General features: G+C 65.5%; 13 protein-coding genes. 7 read left to right on the forward strand and 6 right to left on the reverse strand.

Annotated features, from left to right (window positions below):
• Window positions 1–9 precede the first annotated feature (9 nt).
• Both J2S97_RS11765 and J2S97_RS11770 read right to left on the reverse strand, forming a co-directional pair.
• Window positions 10–2,553 carry an MMPL family transporter gene (locus J2S97_RS11765; protein WP_307049572.1) on the reverse strand — a complete coding sequence of 848 codons (2,544 nt, stop codon included), beginning with the start codon at window positions 2,551–2,553 and terminating at the stop codon, window positions 10–12.
• A 1-nt stretch (window position 2,554) separates the two neighbouring features.
• Window positions 2,555–3,235 carry a TetR/AcrR family transcriptional regulator gene (locus tag J2S97_RS11770; RefSeq protein WP_307049574.1) on the reverse strand — a complete coding sequence of 227 codons (681 nt, stop codon included), beginning with the start codon at window positions 3,233–3,235 and terminating at the stop codon, window positions 2,555–2,557.
• A gap of 182 nt (window positions 3,236–3,417) precedes the next feature.
• On the opposite strand from J2S97_RS11770, the gene J2S97_RS11775 reads away from it, so the two are divergent.
• On the forward strand, window positions 3,418–3,975 hold the full coding sequence (locus J2S97_RS11775) for a hypothetical protein (RefSeq protein ID WP_307049576.1): 558 nt from the start codon (window positions 3,418–3,420) through the stop codon (window positions 3,973–3,975).
• A gap of 105 nt (window positions 3,976–4,080) precedes the next feature.
• On the opposite strand, the gene J2S97_RS11780 is transcribed toward J2S97_RS11775, so the two are convergent.
• The 4 genes from J2S97_RS11780 to J2S97_RS11795 form a co-directional block, all read right to left on the reverse strand.
• On the reverse strand, window positions 4,081–5,532 hold the full coding sequence (locus tag J2S97_RS11780; RefSeq protein ID WP_307049578.1) for a dicarboxylate/amino acid:cation symporter: 1,452 nt from the start codon (window positions 5,530–5,532) through the stop codon (window positions 4,081–4,083).
• A gap of 194 nt (window positions 5,533–5,726) precedes the next feature.
• A complete protein-coding gene (locus J2S97_RS11785) occupies window positions 5,727–7,412 on the reverse strand; it encodes a DUF885 domain-containing protein (protein ID WP_307049580.1) in 1,686 nt (561 codons plus the stop codon).
• Between the two features lie 96 nt (window positions 7,413–7,508).
• Window positions 7,509–7,772 carry an acyl-CoA carboxylase subunit epsilon gene (locus tag J2S97_RS11790; RefSeq protein WP_373460549.1) on the reverse strand — a complete coding sequence of 88 codons (264 nt, stop codon included), beginning with the start codon at window positions 7,770–7,772 and terminating at the stop codon, window positions 7,509–7,511.
• Window positions 7,769–9,352 (reverse strand): acyl-CoA carboxylase subunit beta, encoded by a 1,584-nt coding sequence (locus J2S97_RS11795; RefSeq protein WP_307049582.1) that lies wholly within the window; start codon window positions 9,350–9,352, stop codon window positions 7,769–7,771. The genes J2S97_RS11790 and J2S97_RS11795 overlap by 4 nt, the downstream gene beginning before the upstream one ends.
• A gap of 206 nt (window positions 9,353–9,558) precedes the next feature.
• Between J2S97_RS11795 and J2S97_RS11800 the strand changes: the two genes are divergently transcribed.
• From J2S97_RS11800 to J2S97_RS11825, 6 genes are all read left to right on the forward strand, one after another.
• Entirely contained in the window at window positions 9,559–10,449 is an 891-nt protein-coding gene (locus J2S97_RS11800) for an SDR family oxidoreductase (RefSeq protein ID WP_307049584.1), read from the forward strand.
• Between the two features lie 50 nt (window positions 10,450–10,499).
• Window positions 10,500–11,507: a biotin--[acetyl-CoA-carboxylase] ligase gene (locus tag J2S97_RS11805; RefSeq protein ID WP_307049586.1), complete on the forward strand. Its 1,008-nt coding sequence runs from the start codon at window positions 10,500–10,502 to the stop codon at window positions 11,505–11,507.
• On the forward strand, window positions 11,500–12,144 hold the full coding sequence (locus J2S97_RS11810; protein WP_307049588.1) for a PH domain-containing protein: 645 nt from the start codon (window positions 11,500–11,502) through the stop codon (window positions 12,142–12,144). Before J2S97_RS11805 ends, J2S97_RS11810 begins: the two co-directional genes overlap by 8 nt.
• Window positions 12,134–13,528 (forward strand): adenylate/guanylate cyclase domain-containing protein, encoded by a 1,395-nt coding sequence (locus tag J2S97_RS11815; RefSeq protein WP_307049590.1) that lies wholly within the window; start codon window positions 12,134–12,136, stop codon window positions 13,526–13,528. The genes J2S97_RS11810 and J2S97_RS11815 overlap by 11 nt, the downstream gene beginning before the upstream one ends.
• A 312-nt stretch (window positions 13,529–13,840) precedes the next feature.
• Entirely contained in the window at window positions 13,841–19,966 is a 6,126-nt protein-coding gene (locus tag J2S97_RS11820) for an Ig-like domain-containing protein (protein ID WP_307049592.1), read from the forward strand.
• Between the two features lie 89 nt (window positions 19,967–20,055).
• Window positions 20,056–21,027, forward strand: coding sequence for an AAA family ATPase (locus J2S97_RS11825; protein WP_104172632.1), 972 nt, complete (start codon window positions 20,056–20,058; stop codon window positions 21,025–21,027).
• Window positions 21,028–21,062: the final 35 nt, after the last annotated feature.

Consider the following 21,062-nt stretch of genomic DNA (forward strand, 5'->3'; position numbering starts at 1 on the left):
GGAGTTCTGTCAGCGTGCGCCGACCTCTTCCGGTTCTGCCCCGGCGGGGGAGACCGCGGCCGGCGCATCCTTGCGGAGCTTCGCGCCTTCCACATCCACGTCGGGCAGGATGCGGTCCAGCCAGCGCGGCAGCCACCATGCCTTGCCTCCCAGCAGGTACATCACGGCCGGGACGATCGTCATGCGGACCACGAAGGCATCCACCAGCACACCGAAGGCCATGGCGAAGCCGAGGGGCCGGACCATGTTCAGGTGCGAAAAGATGAAGCCGGCAAACACGCTGACCATGATGATGGCGGCCGCGGTAACCACGGCGGAGGCATGGCTGAAGCCGCTGCGGACGGCATGCCTGGCTGACTCCCCGTGCATGAACGATTCGCGCATTCCGGACGTGATGAACACCTGGTAGTCCATGGCCAGTCCGAACAGCACGCCGATCAGGATGATGGGCAGGAAGCTCAGCACGGCGCCCGGATTTTCGACGCCGAACACCGTCCCCAACCAGCCCCACTGGTAGACGGCCACCACGGCGCCAAAGGCCGCAGCGAGCGACAGCAGGAAGCCGCCGGTGGCGAGCAGCGGCACCACAATGGAGCGGAAAACAAGCAGCAGTAGAATCAGGGACAATCCCACGACGATGGCCAGGTACGGAGGCAGGGCATCGCCGAGTTTGGTGGAGACGTCCACGTTGCCGGCCGTCTGGCCGGTGAGGCCGATGCCAACGCCCGTGGCGTCCCGGATTTCGGCGTTTCTAGCCCGCAGTTCCGAGACCACCTTTACCGTGCTGGCACTTGCCGGGCCTTCCTTCGGAATCACTTGGAACACCGCGGTGCGGCGGTCCTCGCTAAGGGCAACCGGGACAGCGGCGGTGACGTTATCCACCCCGCGGAGGATGTCCGCGACGTCGAGCTGCTTGGCCAGGGCTTCCTCGTCGGTGAGCCCGGCGGGGAAATCGCCCACCACCACGATGGGGCCGGTCATGCCTGCGCCGAAGCTGCGGCCGGTGACATCGTAGGCCTTGAAGGCCTGGGACTCCACCGGCTCCGAACCGCCGTCGGGAAGCGCCAGGCGGAGCTGGCCGGCGGGCAGCGCCAGGACACCCAGCAGCGCCACACCTGCGAGCAGCGCCATTACAGGGTGCCGGGTGACCAGGCCGCCCCATCCGTGGCTGCTGCGGTGTTCTTCCCTGGCCCGGTCCTCGGTTTCGTGCCCGGGGGCTGCGTTGTGCCGCTCGGCCTTGGCCCAGGCCCGCTTGGAGATCAGTCTCCGGCCAACCAGCGACAGCACCGCCGGGGTGAGGGTCAGCGCCACGACGACGGCGACGGCCACCGTCGCGGCGGCGGACAGGCCCATAACTGCCAGGAACGGCAGTCCCGGAACCACCAGGGCGGCCAGTGCGATGATGACAGTCAGGCCTGCAAACATCACAGCGTTGCCCGACGTTCCGGTTGCCAGGGCCACGGACTCCTCAGCATCCATGCCGGTCAGCAGCTGGCTGCGGTGCCGGTTGACGATGAACAGTGAGTAGTCGATTCCTACCGCGAGGCCGAGCATGAGCGCCAGCATGGGGGAGATGGAGCTCATGTCCACGACGCCGCTGAGGGCCATCGTGCCGCCCACACCGACAGCCACGCCCACCACGGCCATCAGCAGCGGAAGCCCCGCGGCGATCAGGGTACCCAGCATCACGATGAGCACCAGGGCGGCGATGGCGATACCGAGGATTTCGGAGATGCCGAAGAGCTCGGAGATATCTTCGGTGATGTCCTTGCTGGCCAAGGCCGTGACACCGGCGGAGGATGTCTCGCCGGCGATGTCCTGGACCTGCTGGCGGGTCTCGGGGGTCAGCCCATTAATGGAAGTCTTGAACTGCACCTGGGCGACGGCGGCCTTGCCGTCCTCCGACACGAACCGCATTCCCCGGGATGCCTCCAGCTGGCGCTTGCCCGTCGCAAGCCTTGCCGCGCCCGCCTCCAGTTCCCGGGTGCCGGCGTCGAGCTTTGCCTGGCCCTCCGCGAGGGCTGCCTTTTGCTGCCCCAGCTGCGCCTCGATCGCGGCGGCGGGCATGCCGGCGGCCGTCATCTGCTGTTCCGCGGCCTCAAGCTGCGCCTTGCCCGCAGCCAGCTCGGCTGCGGCCTGGTCCAGCCGTGCCTTGCCCTCTGCTGCCTGCTGCTCACCGGCGGCGAGGTCGGCGGCCGCCTGGTCAAGCTGCGCCTGCGTCGCAAACGGATCCACTGTTCCCTGCACGTCGGGAAGGGTCTTGAGCTTGGTCAGTGCGGCGGAGACTGCATCTTTGCCGACCTGGCTGAACTGGGCGTCCCGTGCCTCGAAGACGATGGTGGCCGAGCCGCCGGAGGCATTGGGGATCTCCTTCTTGAGCTTGTCCGCCATCTGCTGGGTTTCGGTGCCAGGGATCTGGAAGTTGTTTGACATGGTGCCGTGGAAGGCAGCGGCAGACCCGCCCACGGCGACAAGCACGGCCAACCAGAGGGAAATGACCAGCCAGCGGCGGCGGTACGAGAACTTGCCGAGGCGGTAGAGGAAGAGGGCCATGTCAGTGCCGATCTGTGGAGAGGTTGGCGGTGGGCATGAAACCTGAGCCGAGGAGGCCCATGGCATCGATCAGGAGTTGACGGAGTGTTGAAAGCGACTTGGCCGAAAGGTCGGCGCCGCACTGTGCGAACCAGACGTCCATGGCGGCCTTTCCGCAGGAGATCACGGAACCGGCCAGCGCGCGGAGGTAAAGCTCGTCGAGTTCGGTGCCGGAGGTCCGGGCGAAGCGCTCCCGGGCCGCTTCGATGATTTGTTCGGTGCAGTGGTCCCAGGCTTCAAGTTCGGAGCGGTTCAGCTGGGGATTCGACTGCGCCAGGCTGTACAGCTCGGCCATGGGGGCAACCGTCATGGGGTCGGCCAACTGCACCAGTGCCGCCCGCGCCGATTCAATGATCGGTTCGTCGGCGGGCCTCAGCCGGAACTGCGCCAGGGCGTTGTCCAGGAATCCGTGGGTAACTGAGGCCAGGGCCGCCTCGGTGCTGCTGAAGTAGTTGAAGAAGGTGCGGCGGGAGATGGCGGCGGCATCGGCAATGTCCTCGACGGTGAAGTTCCCAGGTCCTTTGCTGCGCAGGAGCTGCAGGGCGGCGTCGCTGATGGCCTGACGGGTTGCGGCCTTATTGAGTTCACGGCGAGAAGTCGGCGAAGACGCCGGGGTGCCGGTCCCGGTCTGGGTTTTGGGCATGCCCTTACACTACGTGCATTTTTACACTCTGTGCAAGTTTCTGCCTAGGGGGATTCACAGCTTCCTAACAGCTTCATGACAGCTCATCCTTATGCCGATGCCGCAGCCTTATGGAAGGTAGGCGAACTGTAGCTACCACCGGAAAGCAGCCGTGTTCCCGCGGCAGATCGAGGAGACGTGCCATGTCTAGCAGAAAGAAGTTGGGCCTCGGCCTGGGCGCCGCTGCCCTGGTCGTTGGAGCCGGGATCGGTGTCAGCGGAATTGCGTCGGCCGCGACCACGCCGACGCCCACACCGTCAGCCAGCGCATCGGCTGACACCCGCACCGGCGGTCACGACCGCGGCCACATGGGTGGCCGGCACGGGCACGGGCACGGAGGAGGTGTGCGGGCATCGGAGCTCGCCGCCAAGCTCGGTGTCGACGAGGCAAAGGTCACTGAAGCGCTGAAGTCATTCCGTGAAGCAAACAAGCCGTCCGCGCGTCCTGCCGAGGGTACGAAGCCGGACCGTGCGGCCATGGAAGCTGCACTGGCCAAATCCCTCGCGGAATCCCTCGGCATCGACGAGGCAAAGGTCACGGCAGCCTTTGAGGAGTTGCGCAACGACGCTCAGTCAGAGCGCGCCGCAGCCCTCAAGGCCCGGCTGGACAAGGCGGTGGCGGATGGCAAACTCACCCAGGCCGAAGCGGACGCTGTCACCAAGGCCGTTGAGCAGGGTGTGATTGGCGGCGGAGGCCGCTAGTGCCGCGGGCCGTCACAGGAAGCTGGCTTAACGCGGCAGTCCCCCGGTACGTTGCCGGGGGACTGCCGCGTTGGTAGGCGGCGCGTAGCCACCGGGTCAAAGCGGTTACGCCTTCGCGTCTGCCAGCTCGCGTTCTTCCCGTCCAGTGACGGGAGCCGAAGCGGCCGCCGTCGGATCGGTAGCCGGATCGGTTGCTGCGTCGTCGTCCACGAAAGGGTCACCGTTGCGAGGGGCGTTATACAGTGCCTCGTCCAGGATGCCCTGGCGCTTCGCGACGATCGTGGGGACGAGCGCCTGTCCGGCGACGTTGACCGCGGTGCGGCCCATGTCGAGGATCGGGTCGATCGCCAGCAGGAGGCCGACACCGGCCAGCGGCAGTCCCAGCGTGGAGAGGGTCAGAGTCAGCATCACGACGGCGCCGGTGGTTCCGGCGGTCGCGGCGGAGCCCAGCACCGAGACGAGGGCGATCAGCAGGTACTGGCTGAAATCCAGCTGGATGCCGAAGAACTGGGCCACGAAGATCGCGGAGATGGCCGGGTAGATCGCGGCGCAGCCGTCCATCTTGGTGGTGGCGCCCAGCGGCACGGCGAAGGAGGCGTAGGCGCGGGGGACGCCCAGGCTGCGCTCGGTTACGCGCTGGGTCAGCGGCAGGGTGCCCACGGAGGAGCGGGAGACGAAGGCCAGCTGCACGGCAGGCCACACGCCGGAGAAGTACTGTTTGACGGACAGCCCGTGGGTGCGGACCAGGATCGGGTAGACCGCGAACAGGACCAGGGCCAGGCCGACGTAGATGGCGAACGTGAACTTGCCCAGTGAACCGATGGTGTCCCAGCCGTAGACGGCCACGGCGTTTCCGATGAGGCCCACCGTGCCCAGTGGTGCGATCCGGATGATCCACCACAGGACCTTCTGGATGACCGCGAGGGCGGACGCGTTGAGGTTCAGGAACGGCTCGGCGGCCTTGCCCACCTTCAGGGCAGCCACGCCGACGGCGATCGCGATCACCAGGATCTGCAGGACGTTGAAGCTGACGGCGGTGGTGGCCACGCCCTCGGTGACGGTGGTGCTGGCGCCCAGGCCCAGGAAGTTCTTGGGGAAGAGGCCGGTGAGGAAGGCCCACCAGTCACCGGATTTGCCGGCGTACTTGGCTTCCTGGGTGATGCCGGTGCTGGCACCGGGCTGCAGCAGCACACCCAGGCCGATGCCGATCAGCACGGCGATCAGGGACGTGATGGCGAACCAGAGCAGAGTGTTCCAGGCCAGCTTCGCGGCGTTGGATACCTGCCGGAGGTTCGATATGGAACTGACGACGGCGGTGAAGATGAGGGGCACCACGGCGGTCTGCAGCAGCGAGACGTAGCTCGAGCCGATGGTCTGCAGGGTTGCGCCGAGGGCATTGGGGCTCGCCTTGGTGCTGCCCGTGTATTTGGCCAGGAGGCCAAGGCCCAGGCCCACGATCAGGGCGGCGATGATCTGGAAGCCGAACGAACCGGCCCATTTGGGCAGCCGGAAGCCGGTGTTTCCTGCGGGGGAGGGGGTGCTGGTTTGAGTGCTCACCCGAACACGCTAGGCGGATGGTTCATACCACCACGAACGCACGTTGAGAAATGTTACGGGAATAAAATCGATGCGCGCCTCGCAATTCCCTATAGAACGGCGTAATTAGGCACATTTATGAAGTTATTCCCGGCGGGCATGTGGCAAACATCTCGCGGCTGGGCGGCCACGCCGCTGCAGCCAGCCATCAGGCCCTAACCCAGCAATGCCCGCTTGAGGGTATCGAGTCCGACCGAGCCGATGTTCAAGGCCTTGGTATGGAACTCCTTGAGGTCGAATCCGGGGCGGGCTTCGAGGTCGGCGCGGATCTGCTCCCACAGCCGCTGGCCCACCTTGTAGGACGGCGCCTGGCCCGGCCAGCCCAGGTAACGGGCGAACTCGAAGTTGAGCTGGCCCTCGCTGATCGCCAGGTTCTCCTTCAGGAAGTCGTAGCCCTTGTCCGGCGTCCAGGTTCCGCTGCCCCAGCGTTCCGGAACCTCCAGCTCCAGGTGGACGCCGATGTCGAACACCACGCGCGCGGCACGCATGCGCTGCATGTCCAGCATGCCCATATGGTCGCCCGGGTCCTGCAGGTAGCCCAGCTCCTGCATCAGTTTCTCGGCGTAGAGAGCCCAACCTTCGCCGTGCCCCGACGTCCAGCACACGTTGCGGCGCCACTTGTTCAGCAGTTCGCGGCGGTAGATTGCCGTGGCGATCTGGAGGTGATGCCCGGGGACGCCTTCGTGGAACACCGTGGTGGTCTCGGCCCAGGTGGTGAAGGTGTCCTCACCGGCGGGGACCGACCACCACATCCGGCCGGGCCGTGTGAAGTCGTCGGAGGGTCCCGTGTAGTAGATGCCGCCCTCATCGGTTGGGGCGATCAGGCATTCCAGGGTCTTCATGATGTCCGGAATCTCGAAGTGCACGCCGGCGAGGTCCGCCACAGCCCTGTCCGACAGGCCCTGCATCCAGGCCTTGAGCGCGTCAGTGCCCTCGAGCTGACGTGCGGGATCGCTGTTCAGGATCTCCTTGGCTTCCTTCACCGACGCCCCGGGGCGGATTTCGGCGGCCACGTGTTCCTGTTCGGCAATGAGCCGTTCAAGTTCCTGGACGCCCCAGGCGTAGGTCTCGTCGAGGTCCACAGTCGCACCGAGGAATTCCCGGGATGCCAGCGCATATCGGTCCCTGCCCACGGCATCCTTGTCAGGGGCTGCGGGCAGCAGTTCTGTGGACAGGAAGTCCGCCAGCTTCGTGTAGGCCGCGCGGGCCGCGGCAGCGCCGTCGTCGAGCTTTGCCTGAAGTTCCTCGGAAAGCGGGCCCTCCTTGGTCTTTGCGCCGGCGGCCATTTTGGCAAAAAAGCCGTCCTCGGCGGCGTACTTGGTGCTTTGTTCGACGACGATCGACACCTGCCGCGCAGCCGAGACCTTCCCCAGCTCCTTGGCGGACCGCAGCGACGCGATGTAGCCGTCGATCGCTCCGGGGACACTGTGGGCACGGCCGGCGATGTGCTCCCAGTGTTCCGCGGAATCGGTGGGCATCAGGTCAAAGATGGCGCGGATGTCCTGTGCCGGCGAGGAAATGTTGTTCAGGTCCGCGGCATCCCAGCCGGATTCGTGGATTTCCAGTTGCAGCCCCAGCCGTTCACGCATGGCGTCCAGCGTGACGGCGTCGACGTCGTCTGCCGGCTCCAGCCCGTCAAGGGCACTGAGCGTTTCCTTGGCCGCCGCGATGAACTCTTCGATTCCGGCCGGTGAGAAGTCCTGGAATTCAGTCTCGCTGCCCGGCACACCGAGTGTCGTGGCAAGGCTGGGGTCGAGCCTGATAAGGGTATCTGTATAGGCGTCGGCGACGGCGTCAATGGCTGTTTGGGGGCGCGCGGGGGCGGCGGGTTCGGTAGTCACCCCACGAGACTAACGGGGCAATCCCAGTTATGAAAGACTCACTGAACTTTTCGGAGTGTCAGTTGCCGCTGGCTGCGGCGGCCTTTCGGCGCCGGCTTAGCCCCGGCTGCGCTTCCAGGCGCCCGGCCCCGGTGTGGGGGCCAGGCGCAGCTGCTGCCGGCGGACCCACTGGCGGACGCTGGGCTTCGACTTGCCTTCTGCCGCGGACGTGCCAAGGGACAGTACGACGGCGGCCAGCGCCGCTAGCTCCACGTCCGTGGGTTCGCCCTTGACCACGGAGAACAGTGGCTCCGCGGCGGCCGTTTCGGGTGCTGTTTCGTTCACCGCCGGCAGGGCGGCCGGCTCCGCTTCCGGCGTCACAGCGGGATGTTTCCGTGCTTCTTGGCGGGAAGGCTGGCGCGCTTGTCCCGGAGGGCACGCAGGCCCTTGATGATCTGCACCCGGGTTTCGGATGGTGCGATGACGGCGTCCACATAGCCAAGCTGGGCCGCCTGATAGGGGTTAAGGAGCTCTTCTTCGTATTGCCGGATGACCTCCGCGCGCTTCGCCTCGACGTCCCCGCCGTTCTCAGCGACGGCGGCGAGCTCGCGGCGGTAAAGAATGTTGACGGCGCCCTGTGCGCCCATGACGCCGATCTGCGCGGTGGGCCAAGCCAGGTTCAGGTCGGCGCCGAGCTTCTTGGAACCCATGACGATGTACGCGCCGCCGTAGGCCTTGCGGGTGATCACGGTGAGCTTGGGAACCGTGGCCTCGGCGTAGGCGTAGAGGAGCTTGGCGCCGCGGCGGATGATGCCCTGGAATTCCTGGTCCTTGCCGGGGAGGAAACCGGGCACGTCCACGAGCGTGATGATGGGGATATTGAAGGCATCGCAGTGCCGCACGAAGCGGGCGGCCTTTTCCGAGGCCGAGATGTCGAGGGTGCCCGCGAACTGCATGGGCTGGTTGGCCACGATTCCCACGGTGTGGCCTTCGATGCGGCCGTAGCCGATCATCACGTTGGGCGCGTAGAGGGCCTGCATTTCCAGGAAGTGGGCGTCGTCCACGATCTGCTCAACGACCTTGCGCATGTCGTAGGGCTGGTTGGCGGAATCCGGGATCAGCGAGTCCAGGGCGAGGTCGTCGTCGTCGACTTCCAGTTCCTGCTGGTGCTCCAGGACAGGGGCCTCGGCCAGGTTGTTGGAGGGCAGGAAGTCCAGGAGCTCGCGGACGAATTCGACGGCGTCTGCCTCGTCCGAGGCCAGGTATGTGGACGTTCCGGTGGTGGCGTTGTGCTGCCGCGCACCGCCGAGGGTCTCCATGTCAACGTCCTCACCGGTGACGGTCTTGATCACGTCAGGGCCGGTGATGAACATGTGCGAGGTCTTGTCCACCATGACCACGTAGTCGGTCAGGGCGGGGGAGTAGGCCGCGCCGCCGGCGGAGGGGCCCATGATGAGCGAAATCTGCGGGACGACGCCGGAAGCGTGGACGTTGTTGCGGAAGATGTCCGCGAACATGGCCAGGGAAGCGACGCCTTCCTGGATGCGCGCACCGCCGCCGTCGAGGATGCCCACCACCGGGCAGCCGTTGCGGAGTGCGAACTCCTGCACCTTGACGATCTTCTCGCCGTTGACCTGGCTCAGCGAGCCGCCGTAGACGGAGAAGTCCTGGCTGTAGACCGCTACGGGACGGCCGTCCACGGTGCCGTAGCCGGACACGAGCCCGTCGCCGAGCGGCTTCTTCTTCTCCATACCGAAGGAAGTGGAGCGGTGCACTGCAAGGGCGTCGAACTCGACGAAGGAGCCCTCGTCCAAAAGGAGGTCGATGCGTTCACGCGCGGTGTTCTTGCCCCGGGCGTGCTGCTTTTCGATTGCTTCCGGGCCGGAAGGCTGCTCGGCACGAGCCTGGCGGTCGCGGAAGTCTGCAATCTTGCCCGCTGTCGTTGTCAGATCGTGGCTCATCAAGTGTCTCCGGCTCTGTAGCTGATAGTCGCTGGCCCTGTGATGCATCGGCGCTTAAGTAGCTTCCGCACAAAAACAGGACCCTGCTGGCAAGTCTAGTGACGCTATTCGCACGGACCGCTGTAGAAACCCTACAATTTTCTGCCCCTGAGTGACGCCGACCGCTATGTTACCCACCGGTAACATAGTTCGGTTAGAGTTGCCTCATGACTTCAAGCAACGATGCTTCGGGCACCGCCGCAGGGCCGTACCAGGCCGCCGGTTCCCTTAAAGGCCGCACTATCCTGATGTCCGGCGGCAGCCGCGGTATCGGTCTGGCGATAGCCCTCCGCGCCGCCCGCGACGGCGCCAATATAGTGCTGATGGCAAAAACCGGTCAGCCGCACGCCAAACTCGAAGGAACGGTTTACAGCGCCGCCGAAGAGTTGGAGGCTGCTGGCGGCCAGGCGCTCCCGATCGTCGGAGACGTGCGCAATGACGACGACGTGGCCGGTGCAGTTGCCGCTGCTGTCGAACGGTTTGGCGGCATCGACACTGTGATCAACAACGCCTCGGCCATTGACCTTTCCAAGACCGACGCCGTGGACATGAAACGCTATGACCTCATGCAGGACATCAATGTCCGCGGCACCTTCCTGCTGTCCAAGCTGTCACTGCCGGCACTTCGCCGCTCATCGTCCGCCAATATCCTGACCCTTTCGCCGCCCCTGAACCTTGACCCCAAGTGGGCCGGAATGCACCTTGCCTACACGATGGCCAAATATGGCATGAGCCTGACCACGCTCGGACTGGCCGAGGAACTCAGGGGAGACGGCATCGACGTCAACTCGCTTTGGCCCTGCACCCTGATAGACACTGCCGCCATTCGCAACATGCCCGGAGGCGAGAACATGGTCAAGGCCGCACGCGGTCCGGAGATCGTCGCGGATGCGGCACACGCGGTGCTGACGCGCAGCAATGCAGTGGGCGACGGAGGCTCGCGGAGCGGCAATTTCTACACGGACGAACAGGTGCTCGCTGCGGCCGGCGTGACCGATTTCTCCCCATATAGCCTCGGGGTGCCGGAGGGCCGGCTGGTCCCTGACATTTTCCTCTGAGAACGCCGTGGGCCGCCGCCGCAGCTGCGGCAACTCGGTAGGATTCAACTATGGACGCCCCACAGCCTGCCGACGGCATGGACCCGAGCAACGTGCCTTCTCCCGAGAGCAACCCGGAGGAGCCTTCCGCGGCCCAGCCGGTGTCCGCGGCCCGGGTCGGACTCAATAGGAACGAGTTGAGTGGCGAGGATTTCCTGGCGGCCAACGGGATAGCGCAGCTCATTGTGGTGGACTCGACCGGCTCCACCAATGCGGACCTCCTGCAGGGGGTGGCCGTGGACCCGCATGCCTGGCCGGACCTCTCCGTGCTGACGGCAGAGCACCAGACGGCAGCGCGCGGCCGGCTCGACCGCCACTGGGAGGCGCCTCCGCTGAGCTCGGTGTCTGTCTCAGTAGTCCTCCGGCCGGTCAACTCGGACGGACGGCCGCTGCCCACCCACAGCTACTCCTGGTTCTCGCTGCTCGCGGCCCTTGCCCTGCGGGAGGCGCTCCTGGAAACGGCAGGCATCCCCGCCGAGATCAAATGGCCCAACGACGTCATGGTGCGGGGCCGGAAGATCGCGGGCATCCTGGCGCAGCTGGGACCCATGGGGGATGGAACCGTCCCTCCCGTTATCCTCGGCACCGGCCTCAACGTGACATTGACCGCCGCGGAGCTCCCTGTTCCCACGGCCACGTCCGTGCTGCTGGAAAGTGCCCGGACCGTCGACCGGACCACGCTGCTCAAGAGTTACCTGTCGCGCTTTGCCTCCCTGTACCGCAACTTCTGCAATGCCGACGGCGACCCCGCCGCCGGGATGGCCGGCGGGCCGTCGCTGCACAAGCGTGTTGAAGCGGTGATGTCCACCCTCGGCAAGCAGGTGCGCGCGCAGTTGCCCGGTGACCACGAAATCATCGGTCACGCATCCCGCCTGGACGAATACGGCTCCCTGCTGGTGGTCGATGCGGGCAAGCACGAGCACGTGGTGACTGCCGGTGACGTGGTCCACCTCCGGCCGTGGACGCCGCCGGGCGCGGCGGGTTCGCAGACCGGAACCGCGGAAAGCGGATATGCGTAAAGACCTCCTGCCGGGGGAACAGGTCATCACTGTTACCCGGCCTCAGCCCCGGAAGCTGGCATTTCCAGGGCTGCTGTTCATCGTTGCGCCCGCTTTGGGTGCCTTCGCGAGTGCCTGGATCGTCAAAGGCGAACCGGCCAGGCTGGTGCCGCTGATTACCAAGGAATGGACGCTTTGGCTTGTCGCAGTGTGCGTCGCCGGAGTTGCGTGGATACTGTTGGGGTACTGCCTGCCGCGACTGCTGAGATGGCACGCCACCCAGTACATATTGACCAGCAGGCGGATAGTTGCCCGTTACGGCATGTTGCGCAGGCGGGACGTGCAGATCTCGCTCGCATCCGTACGCCACGTCGGAGTCAGCCAGTCGCTGTGGCAACGCATATTGCGATCCGGGAATATATCGTTGGATACCGGGCATGGTGCTGACGCCGTGATCCCGGACGTTCCGGAGGCCGCGAAGTTCCGGAACTTCGTCCTCGATGCGATTGATGAGCTGCCGGACGGCGTGATTTTTGAGGCCGACCGGGTGCAGGGCGATGCGGGGGACGCGCCGCAGTACCGGCCGTGGGATATGAGGGAGCCGTGGGATACGAGGGAGCAATGGGATACGAGAGAAGGTGGAAGAGATGAGCGCTGAGAATGCCGGGCCTGTGAACGACGTGGAGCCGTCAGAGCTTCCCTCGCCGCCGGACGCCGTAGTGGAATCCGCCACGCTCGAAGCCGCTGTGCTGGAAACCGCCACCCTGGAAACGGTCTCGTTGGAGCCGCCCCCGTCATTGGTGGACAGTGCCTTCGTTGACGGGGCCTCGCTCGACGCTGTCTCCGTGGAGGCCCCGGTGCTCGGTGCGACACTCCCTGGTCACCCTGCCGATGCCCGACCGGCAGTGCACCACCCGATACCCCACGATCCTGAGCCGTATGATCCTGCTGGCGTAAGCCGGTCCGCGGAGACCGTCGAACCCACTCCCACCGGAACCCTTTCCGCCGAACGGCTCGCCGCCAAGGCGCTCGAGGCCAGGCTCCTTGGCGGGGAACGCAAGCTGCGCCGCCGTGAGGTGGCGGCCGGTGCGGGGCTGTCCCTGCTGTCCGCCCGCAAGCTTTGGCGTGCCCTGGGGTTCCCCAACCTCGGCGACGAAGATGTTGCCTTCACGGAACGTGACCAGGCGGCCCTGTCCACTGTGGTGGACCTCGTCCGGACGGGGGCGCTTACCGAAGAGGCAGCAATCTCCGTTACCCGTGCCATCGGGCAAATGACTGACCGCATGGTGGTGTGGCAGATCGAAGCCCTCGTGGAGGATTTGGTGCACCAGCAGGGCGTACCGGACGCCGTGGCCCGCAAGATGCTGGTTAAGCAACTGCCGTCCCTTGTGGATGCCCTGGAAGAAATGCTGACTTACTCCTGGCGACGGCAGCTCAACGCCGGTGTCCAGAGGCTTGCCGTACGGGCCGAAGCCGGACTGCAGGCCAGTGAAGAGGGCCGTGAAGGCGACGAGGATGACGCCCCGCTGCCCCTAGCCCGGGCTGTGGGCTTTGCGGACCTGGTGTCCTATACGAGCCTTTCCCGGCGCATGAATGAGAAGACGCTCGCGCAGCTGGTCCAGCGCTTTGAGAACAAGTGCGCCGAGATCATTTCCGTCGGTGGCGGCCGGCTCGTGAAAACAGTGGGGGATGAAGTCCTCTACATTGCCGAGACACCGGCAGCCGGTGCCGAAATTTCGCTCGCGCTGTCACATGCCTTCACCGAGGATGAAATCCTTCCGCAAGCCCGGGTTGCCATGGTGTGGGGCCGCATCCTCTCGCGCCTCGGCGACATCTACGGCCCTACCGTCAACCTCGCTGCCCGTCTGACGTCGCTGGCCGATCCGGGTACTGTCCTCGTCGATTCGATGACCGCCGCAGCGCTGGAACACGACGAACGGTTTGTCCTGGAGCCTCAGCAGGCCGAGGAAGTCCGCGGCTTCGGCGAAATCCATCCCGTACTGCTGCAGCGTGGCAGCGGCCGGGGCCTGATCCTCGATTGAGATCCGAGCCCGTGTTCCCGCAGCCGGGAACTGCCGGCGCATGTTTCTAAAATTGATGGTCTTATGACATAGTCGGACTGATCCGGCTATTTTGCACAGCGGGTCCTGGCATGCCCGGAATGCGGCTCCCGCGGGAACTGCAGTGCTGAGCCCTGTTACGGAAGAACCCGCAGATCGGGCCGTTGGGGAGTGCTCCCCATCGCGGTCCGGCAAATGGTTGGATAGGCTATCGCGGGAAACAGAGAGCCCGGTACCGGGTCTTTGGAAACGCTGCCCTGGGGGCGGCTGCGATTTTGAGGGATTTGAAAACTTGTGACAACTCTGTTCGGCAAGCTGGGTCTCAGGGAGCGCCGCAGGAAGTTGGTTTCGGGCACCGTTTTTGCGGTGGCCGGTGCTGCTCTGGTGGCCGGTGCGGTGATCTATCCGGGGTTCAAGACCACTGAGGTGGAATTGAACGACGGCGGAGTGTGGGTAGTCAGCAAAGCCAAGAATGCTGTTGGCCGGCTCAATTACCCTTCGCGTGTGCTTGACGGTGCGGTGACACCGGCAAGTACCACCTTCGATATCCTGCAGAATTCCGGCGACGTCTTCGTCGACGACGAAACCGGTTCCACCCTCAACCAGGTTTCCCCGGCCAACATGCAGCTCGGCGGCGACAAGCAGTTGCCCGGTTCGGCGGATGTCAGCTTCGGGTCCGAGGTCATTTCGGTGACCGATCCCGCCAAGGGCAAGGTCTGGGCGCTGTCTCCATCGACCGTCAACGCCTTCGACGAGGAAGCCACCGAGCCAGCCCTGGTCGGCTCCGAAGGCCTGGTTTCCGCTGTCGGTTCCGACAACCGGATTTACAGTGCCGATCCCAAGTCTGGCGCTGTGACCGTCACGACCGTGGACTCGAACGGTGAGACAACGTCCACCGAGTCCAACACGTGGAACGAGCTTAAGGGCGCAGGTGATCTTCAGCTGGCGGTGGTGGGGGACAAACCGGTGGTGCTGGATGCAAGCCGCGGGAAGCTGTTCCTGCCGGGCGGGCGTGCGCTGGATCTGGCGGAGGCGCGGGATGCGAAGCTGCAGCAGTCCGGTCCGGCCGCTGACACTGTGGCCGTGGCGACGCACAAGGCGTTGCTGAAGCAGCCGCTGGACGGGTCCACGGCGAAGACTGTGTCGTTTGACGGTGAGGGTGTTCCGGCTGCGCCGGTGCAGCTGGGCGGGTGCATCCACGCGGCGTGGTCGGGCGCGAACAAGTACGTCCGCGACTGTGTAAATGATGCCGATGACAAGAACGTTGATGTGCCCAAGGCGAGTGCATCGCCGTCGTATGTGTTCCGGGTGAACCGGGACCTGGTGGTCCTGAACGACGTGAACTCGGGCAATGTGTGGCTGGTCAACCAGAACATGCAGCTGGTCAACAACTGGGACGACGTCGTCCCGCCCAAGAACCAGTCCGATGACCAGGACCAGGAGTCGGCTGACAACAACACGATCAACATCCTGCCGGACCGCACCAAACCCAACCGGCCGCCGGAGACCAAGCCTGACGCCGTCGGCGTACGGCCCGGTCGCACCACCATCCTCAGCGTCCTGGACAACGACTCGGATCCCGACGGCGACGTTCTAACCGCGTCAGTCGGCAGTTCCGGTCCCACCTCGGGCACCCTGCAGAACATCTACGGGGGGACGGCCTTCCAGATCACCGTGCCGGCCGACGCCAAGCCCGGCAGCGAAACGTTCGGCTACAACGCGGCGGACGGCCGCGGGCTTTCCGCGGGAGGACAGGTCTCGCTGAATGTAGTTGGTCCTGACGAGAACAAACCGCCCGTGTTCAAGCGCGGTGAGCCCACCACCATGCTGGTGGAGCAGGGGAAAACCGTCAGCCAGAACATCCTCACCGACTGGACCGACCCCGACGGCGATGACCTTGTGCTGATGGACGCCAAGGCAGACAACGACCAGGACCAGGTCAAGGTCCGCCGCGACGGGCTGCTCACCTACCAGGATTCCGGGGCCGCGCCCGGCAAGAAGACCGTCACCGTATCGGTCTGGGACGGCCGCGACACCACCACCGGCGAGGTAGTCGTCAACGTCCAGCCGCCCGGGGCGCTGGCTCCGGTGGTCAACGCCGACCACGTCACCGCCGTCGTCGGCCAGGACCTGGTGATCGCACCGCTGAAGAACGACGTCGATCCCAACGGCGGCGCCTTGCGGCTTGCCCAGGTGGAAGCCTCCGGCCCGGCCGAACTCGGCCCCGTCACCGATGGCGGAACGTTCACGTTCCGCAGCGAGACCGCAGGACCCGTCTACCTGACCTATATCGCCAGCAACGGTCCGCAAAGCAGCCAGGGTCTCATCCGCGTTGACGTCGAATCCGGCAAGGACACCGGCGATCCCGTGGCGGTCCACGACGTGGCACTTATGCCTACCGGCGGAAGCGTCCTCCTCGACCCGCTGGCCAACGACTCCGACCCCTCCGGGGGAGTGCTTGTCCTGCAGTCGGTCCAGCTTCCGGAAAACACCACCGCATCGGTGAGCGTGATCGACCACAGCGTCTTGCGGATCACCGACGTCCTTGGCACCAAGGATCCCTTCCTCTTCCAGTACACGATGTCCAACGGCCGGAAGTCCGCCACCGGCAGCGTCTCTGTGGTGCCGGTTCCGGCACCCGCCGTGGTCGAGGCCCCCCAGCCCAAACCGGACGAAGTGAACGTCCGGGTCAACGACGTCGTCACCATTCCGGTGCTGGCCAATGACACCCACCCGCAGGGTGAAAAGCTGACTGTGGATCCGGTGCTGCCGCAGGCAGTGGCCGAAGAGGACGGCAAGAGCTTCGTCTCGGAGAACACCCTCCGGTTCATCGCAGGGCCGCAGCCGAAGACGGTCCGGGCCATCTACAACGCCGTTGATCCGCAGGGCCAGAAGAGCGCTGCGGCCGTAACCATCCACATCCTCCCTCTGGAAGGCGCCGAGAACTCCCGGCCGCAACCGAAGAACCTGACGGCGAGGGTGGTGGCGGCCGGCTCGGTCCGCATCCCGGTGGAACTGGACGGCATCGATCCCGACGGCGACTCGGTCCAGCTGACCGGCATCGACAGCACCCCCAACATGGGCACCGCGACTGTCGGCAGCAACTTTATCGACTTCACCGCAGCGGGCGACGGCGCTGGCACGGACACCTTCCGCTACAAGGTGGTGGACCGGCAGGGTGCCGTCAACACCGGCACGGTCACCGTGGGCATCGCGCCGCGCGGCGACGCGAACCAGAAGCCAACTCCTGTTGATGACGACATCCAGGTCCGCCCGGGACGCCAGATTGCGGTGGACGCCACCGGAAACGACACCGACCCCGACGGCGACCCCATCGGCATAGTCAGTGACGGCATCGAGGCGCCCGCGGAACTCCAGGCGACGGTGAGCAAGACGAGCGGACGCATCATCCTGCAGGCCCCGGCCAGCGAGGGCACCGTCAATGTCCGCTACAAGATTGCCGATGACCGCGGCGCCTCGGCCCAGGCCACCATCCGGGTGAACGTCCGCAATGACGTGCCGTTGCAGGCACCCATCGCCAGGGATGACCGCGTGACCTCCGCCCAGACGCTGGGCAAGACCGCCGTCGACGTACCGGTACTGAAGAACGACGAAGACCCGGACGGCGTGGGGGAGAATCTCAAGATCGCCACGGACGCCACCACTGCCCGGCCCGGCACCGACGGCAATATGATCGTGGACCTGACGGAGCAGCCCCAGCTCATCCCGTACAGCGTCGAGGACGTGGACGGACAGAAGTCGACCGCCATCATCTGGGTGCCCGGCGTCGGCCAGCAGGTCCCCACGCTCGCCAAGGACGAGGTCCTTGAAGTCATTGCCGGACAGTCGGTAACGGTTGACCTGAAGGAATGGGTGAAGGTCCGCGACGGGCGATCGCCGCGCCTCACCCAGACCGACCGGATCAAGCTGATCGGCGCCGACGGCGGGGATCCCGTAGCCGGAAACGGCGCGGCCATCAAGTACACGGCCGGTCAGGACTACGTGGGACCCGGCTCCATCAGCTTCGAAGTCACCGACGGCTCCGGCCCGGATGACGCGGAAGGGCTGAAATCGACCCTCAGCATCCGGACCAAGGTTCTGCCGGATCCCAACCGGAACAACCCGCCAACCCTGCTGGGAAGCTCGGTGGACGTTCCCAAGGGTGAATCTGCGGACACCGACCTGGGCCGGCTGACCTCGGACCCGGACCGGGATGACATGGACAACATGAAGTACGAACTCGTGGGGGACGGCCCCGCCGGCTTCAATGCCCGCATTGACGGCAAGACCCTGAAAACATCCGTCGACGGCTCAATGGCCACCGGCACGTCCGGAGCGGTCCAGGTCAAGGCGAAGGATTCACGGGGACTGGAAGCGACCGCAACGTTCCAGCTCGCTGTCACGGCGTCCAACCGGCCCAAACCTGTAGCCAGTGACGACCTTGAGCCCAACGCGGCCGCCGGCAAGACCGTGTCCGTAGATGTCCTCGCCAACGACTCCAACCCGTTCCCCGAAACGCCGCTGAAGATCGTCTCAGCCGCAACGGAGACAGGCAGTGGCAACGTTGAGGTGGCCGGAGGCAACGTCAGTGTGACCCCCGCACCCGGCTTCACCGGAACACTGATTGTGTCCTACACCGTGGCGGACAAGACCGGGGAAACTTCGCGGCACGCCACGGCACGGATCCGCCTGACGGTGAAGGACAAGCCGCTGGCCCCCGCCACCCCGCAGGCGCAGAGCGTTGGTGACCAGACGGCCCTGCTGAACTGGACTGCACCGGCGGACCGCGGCTCACCCATTACCAAGTACACGGTGTACGGCGAGGGCGGCTACCAGCAGGACTGCCCGGCCAACTCCTGCACCCTGAACAGCCTGGTCAACAACACCAAGTACCACTTCCAGGTCACGGCCACGAACGAGTTTGGCGAATCGGACAGGTCTCCGGCTTCAGCCGAGGTCCGTCCGGACGTCAAGCCCGACACTCCGGTTGCCCCGGCGCTGAAGTTCGGCGACAAGCAACTCACCGTTGCCTGGTCCGCTCCGGCCAGCAAGGGCTCGCCCGTCAAGTCCTATGACCTGGAGATCTCCCCGGCACCCGCCGGGCAGAACGCCCAGATCCAGAACCTGACGTCCCTCAGCTACGTCTGGAAGGGCCTGCAGAACGGCGTGGCCTACAAGGTCCGGGTCCTGGCGCGCAACGATGCCAAGGAGCCGTCCGAATGGAGCGCCTACTCCGCGGCGGAAACCCCGGCCGGTGTTCCCGTGACCCCGGCCGCGCCCAGCGCGGCAGCGGCAAGCTCCGTGGGCACGCAGAGCCAGCTCAAGGTGGACTGGACGGCGCCGAACAACAACGGCGATGCCATCTCGGCGTACACGCTGACCACGCTGAGGGGCGGGGCCGTCGTGGCCACGCAGCAGGTTTCCGGGACGTCGCAGAACGTCACGGTGGATAACTCCGAGTCGGGCTACACCTTCACCGTGTCGGCCACCAACAAGGCCGGCACCTCCGGCACGAGCGCGCAATCCGCGGCCGTGCGGGCGGTGGGCAAGCCGGACATGGTCGGCAAACCGACCGCGACCCTCTACGACACCGGCGGCGACGGCGGGAAGATCGATGTGAGGTTCCCTATCCTGACCGATGCGCAGCGCAACGGTTCGACAGCCGGCGAAATCACCTACAAGTACAGGCTGACTTCCGGCGGCGGCAGCGGCAACATACCCGCCGGCGGCGGAATCGTGTCAGCAGCCAACGGCACCGATACCGCCGTGGTTGTTTGGGCTGTTTCTTCCCGTAGCTCCACTGCCGGCGACGCAAGCCCCGCATCGAACAGCGTGAACCCCTACGGGCTGGCCTTCGCGCCTACCGTTACCGGCAGCAATAGCAGCGGCGTCGGGGACAGGACGGTCTCCTGGACCTGGAACCAGCCCAGCGGAAACGGCCGTGCGGTAACCGGCTACCAGTACAGCGTGGACGGCGGAGGCTGGCAGAACACCGACCAGCGGTCGTTCTCGAAGGCTGTTGGATACAGCGAGACGGTCCAGTTGCGTGTCCGGGCCATCAGCGCAGGGCAGCCGGGCCGAATCGGCAGCGATACCTCGCGCAGCGGGGCGGAACCGCCGCCTCCGGCTCCGACATCCTGGGATATCACTGTGACCCCGGTCCGCAGCTGCACTGAGCCCAGCAGGAACACCGACAGCTTCCGTGAAGGCAATCCCTCAAGCTGCATCTCCCCGGGCAAGTGGATGAACGCCGGCGTCACGGCCCAGTCCGACTACTACGTCGTCTGGTACCAGAGCAGCGATAACCCGAGTGGAATCTGGTACCACCTGACGTCGGGGCCGGCCGCCGGAAACTTCGTGCGACATGACACAACGAGCAGGGAAAACTCAGGACCGCCGGCAGGCATGCCCAAGCGGTGAAACCGACAAGACCGAAACAAATAGACTAATCGCTGGACGAAGCGGGCAGCGGCCCGAAGTTTCACCCGAACCCGGAAGAGGATTCACCCATGACCATGACAACTGAGCAGGCCGCCTGGTTTGCAGGTACGTTCGAGAAGCTCGTTGCCAATGTAGGGCAGGCGGTCCTGGGCAAGGCCCACGTCATCCGCCTGACCTTCACAGCCATGCTGGCCGAAGGGCATGTCCTCTTCGAGGATGCGCCCGGGACCGGCAAGACCTCCCTGGCGCGCGCCCTGGCAGCGACGGTGCAGGGCTCCAACAACCGCATCCAGTTCACCCCGGACCTGCTGCCCTCCGACGTCACGGGCGTAACAATCTACGACCAGAAGACGCAGAAGTTCGAGTTCCACAAGGGCCCCATCTTCAACAACATCGTGCTGGCTGACGAAATCAACCGTGCGTCGCCCAAGACACAGTCCGCCCTCCTCGAGGTCATGGAGGAATCGCGGGTCACTGTCGACGGCACCACGTACGAAGCCGGCCGCCCCTTCATGGTGATGGCCACGCAGAACCCGATCGAACAGGCGGGCACCTACCGCCTGCCCGAAGCCCAGCTGGACCGCTTCCTGATCAAGACCTCCATTGGCTACCCGGACCACGCGTCAACCGTGAAACTGCTCGGCGGCGCCAACCTCAAGGACCGGTCCAAGGAAATCACCGCCGTCATCACCACGCAGGCAATCGGCGACATGGCGGACCTGGCCGCCACGACCCACGTGGACACCGCGGTATTGGAATACATCTCGCGGCTTTGCGAGGAGACCCGCAACGCCCCTGAGACCCGGCTCGGTGTCTCCGTCCGCGGTGCCCTGGCCATGGTCCGGGCCGCCAAGGTCTGGGCAGCAAGCCAGGGCCGCAACTTCGTTCTTCCGGATGACGTGAAGGATCTTGCCAGCGTGGTCTGGACCCACCGCTTTGTGATGGATCCGGAAGCCGAATTCTCCGGCGCCACCGCGGAAGCTGTGCTGGCCCGCGTCCTGACCGAGGTCGCTGCCCCGCAGCAGCGCGCCGGCGTCTAAAGGTGCCCTCACCGTTCCGGCACGACTCACGCGCG

Source organism: Arthrobacter oryzae (assembly GCF_030812315.1).
GTDB lineage: Bacteria > Actinomycetota > Actinomycetes > Actinomycetales > Micrococcaceae > Arthrobacter > Arthrobacter oryzae_B.

Excerpts from the sequence above, each read along its gene's own strand:
- J2S97_RS11765 (WP_307049572.1), bottom strand. The coding sequence starts at position 2,553 with ATGGCCCTCTTCCTCTACCGCCTCGGCAAGTTCTCGTACCGCCGCCGC.
- J2S97_RS11770 (WP_307049574.1), bottom strand. The coding sequence starts at position 3,235 with ATGCCCAAAACCCAGACCGGGACCGGCACCCCGGCGTCTTCGCCGACT.
- J2S97_RS11775 (WP_307049576.1), top strand. The coding sequence starts at position 3,418 with ATGTCTAGCAGAAAGAAGTTGGGCCTCGGCCTGGGCGCCGCTGCCCTG.
- J2S97_RS11795 (WP_307049582.1), bottom strand. The coding sequence starts at position 9,352 with ATGAGCCACGATCTGACAACGACAGCGGGCAAGATTGCAGACTTCCGC.
- J2S97_RS11800 (WP_307049584.1), top strand. The coding sequence starts at position 9,559 with ATGACTTCAAGCAACGATGCTTCGGGCACCGCCGCAGGGCCGTACCAG.
- J2S97_RS11805 (WP_307049586.1), top strand. The coding sequence starts at position 10,500 with ATGGACGCCCCACAGCCTGCCGACGGCATGGACCCGAGCAACGTGCCT.
- J2S97_RS11810 (WP_307049588.1), top strand. The coding sequence starts at position 11,500 with ATGCGTAAAGACCTCCTGCCGGGGGAACAGGTCATCACTGTTACCCGG.
- J2S97_RS11815 (WP_307049590.1), top strand. The coding sequence starts at position 12,134 with ATGAGCGCTGAGAATGCCGGGCCTGTGAACGACGTGGAGCCGTCAGAG.
- J2S97_RS11825 (WP_104172632.1), top strand. The coding sequence starts at position 20,056 with ATGACCATGACAACTGAGCAGGCCGCCTGGTTTGCAGGTACGTTCGAG.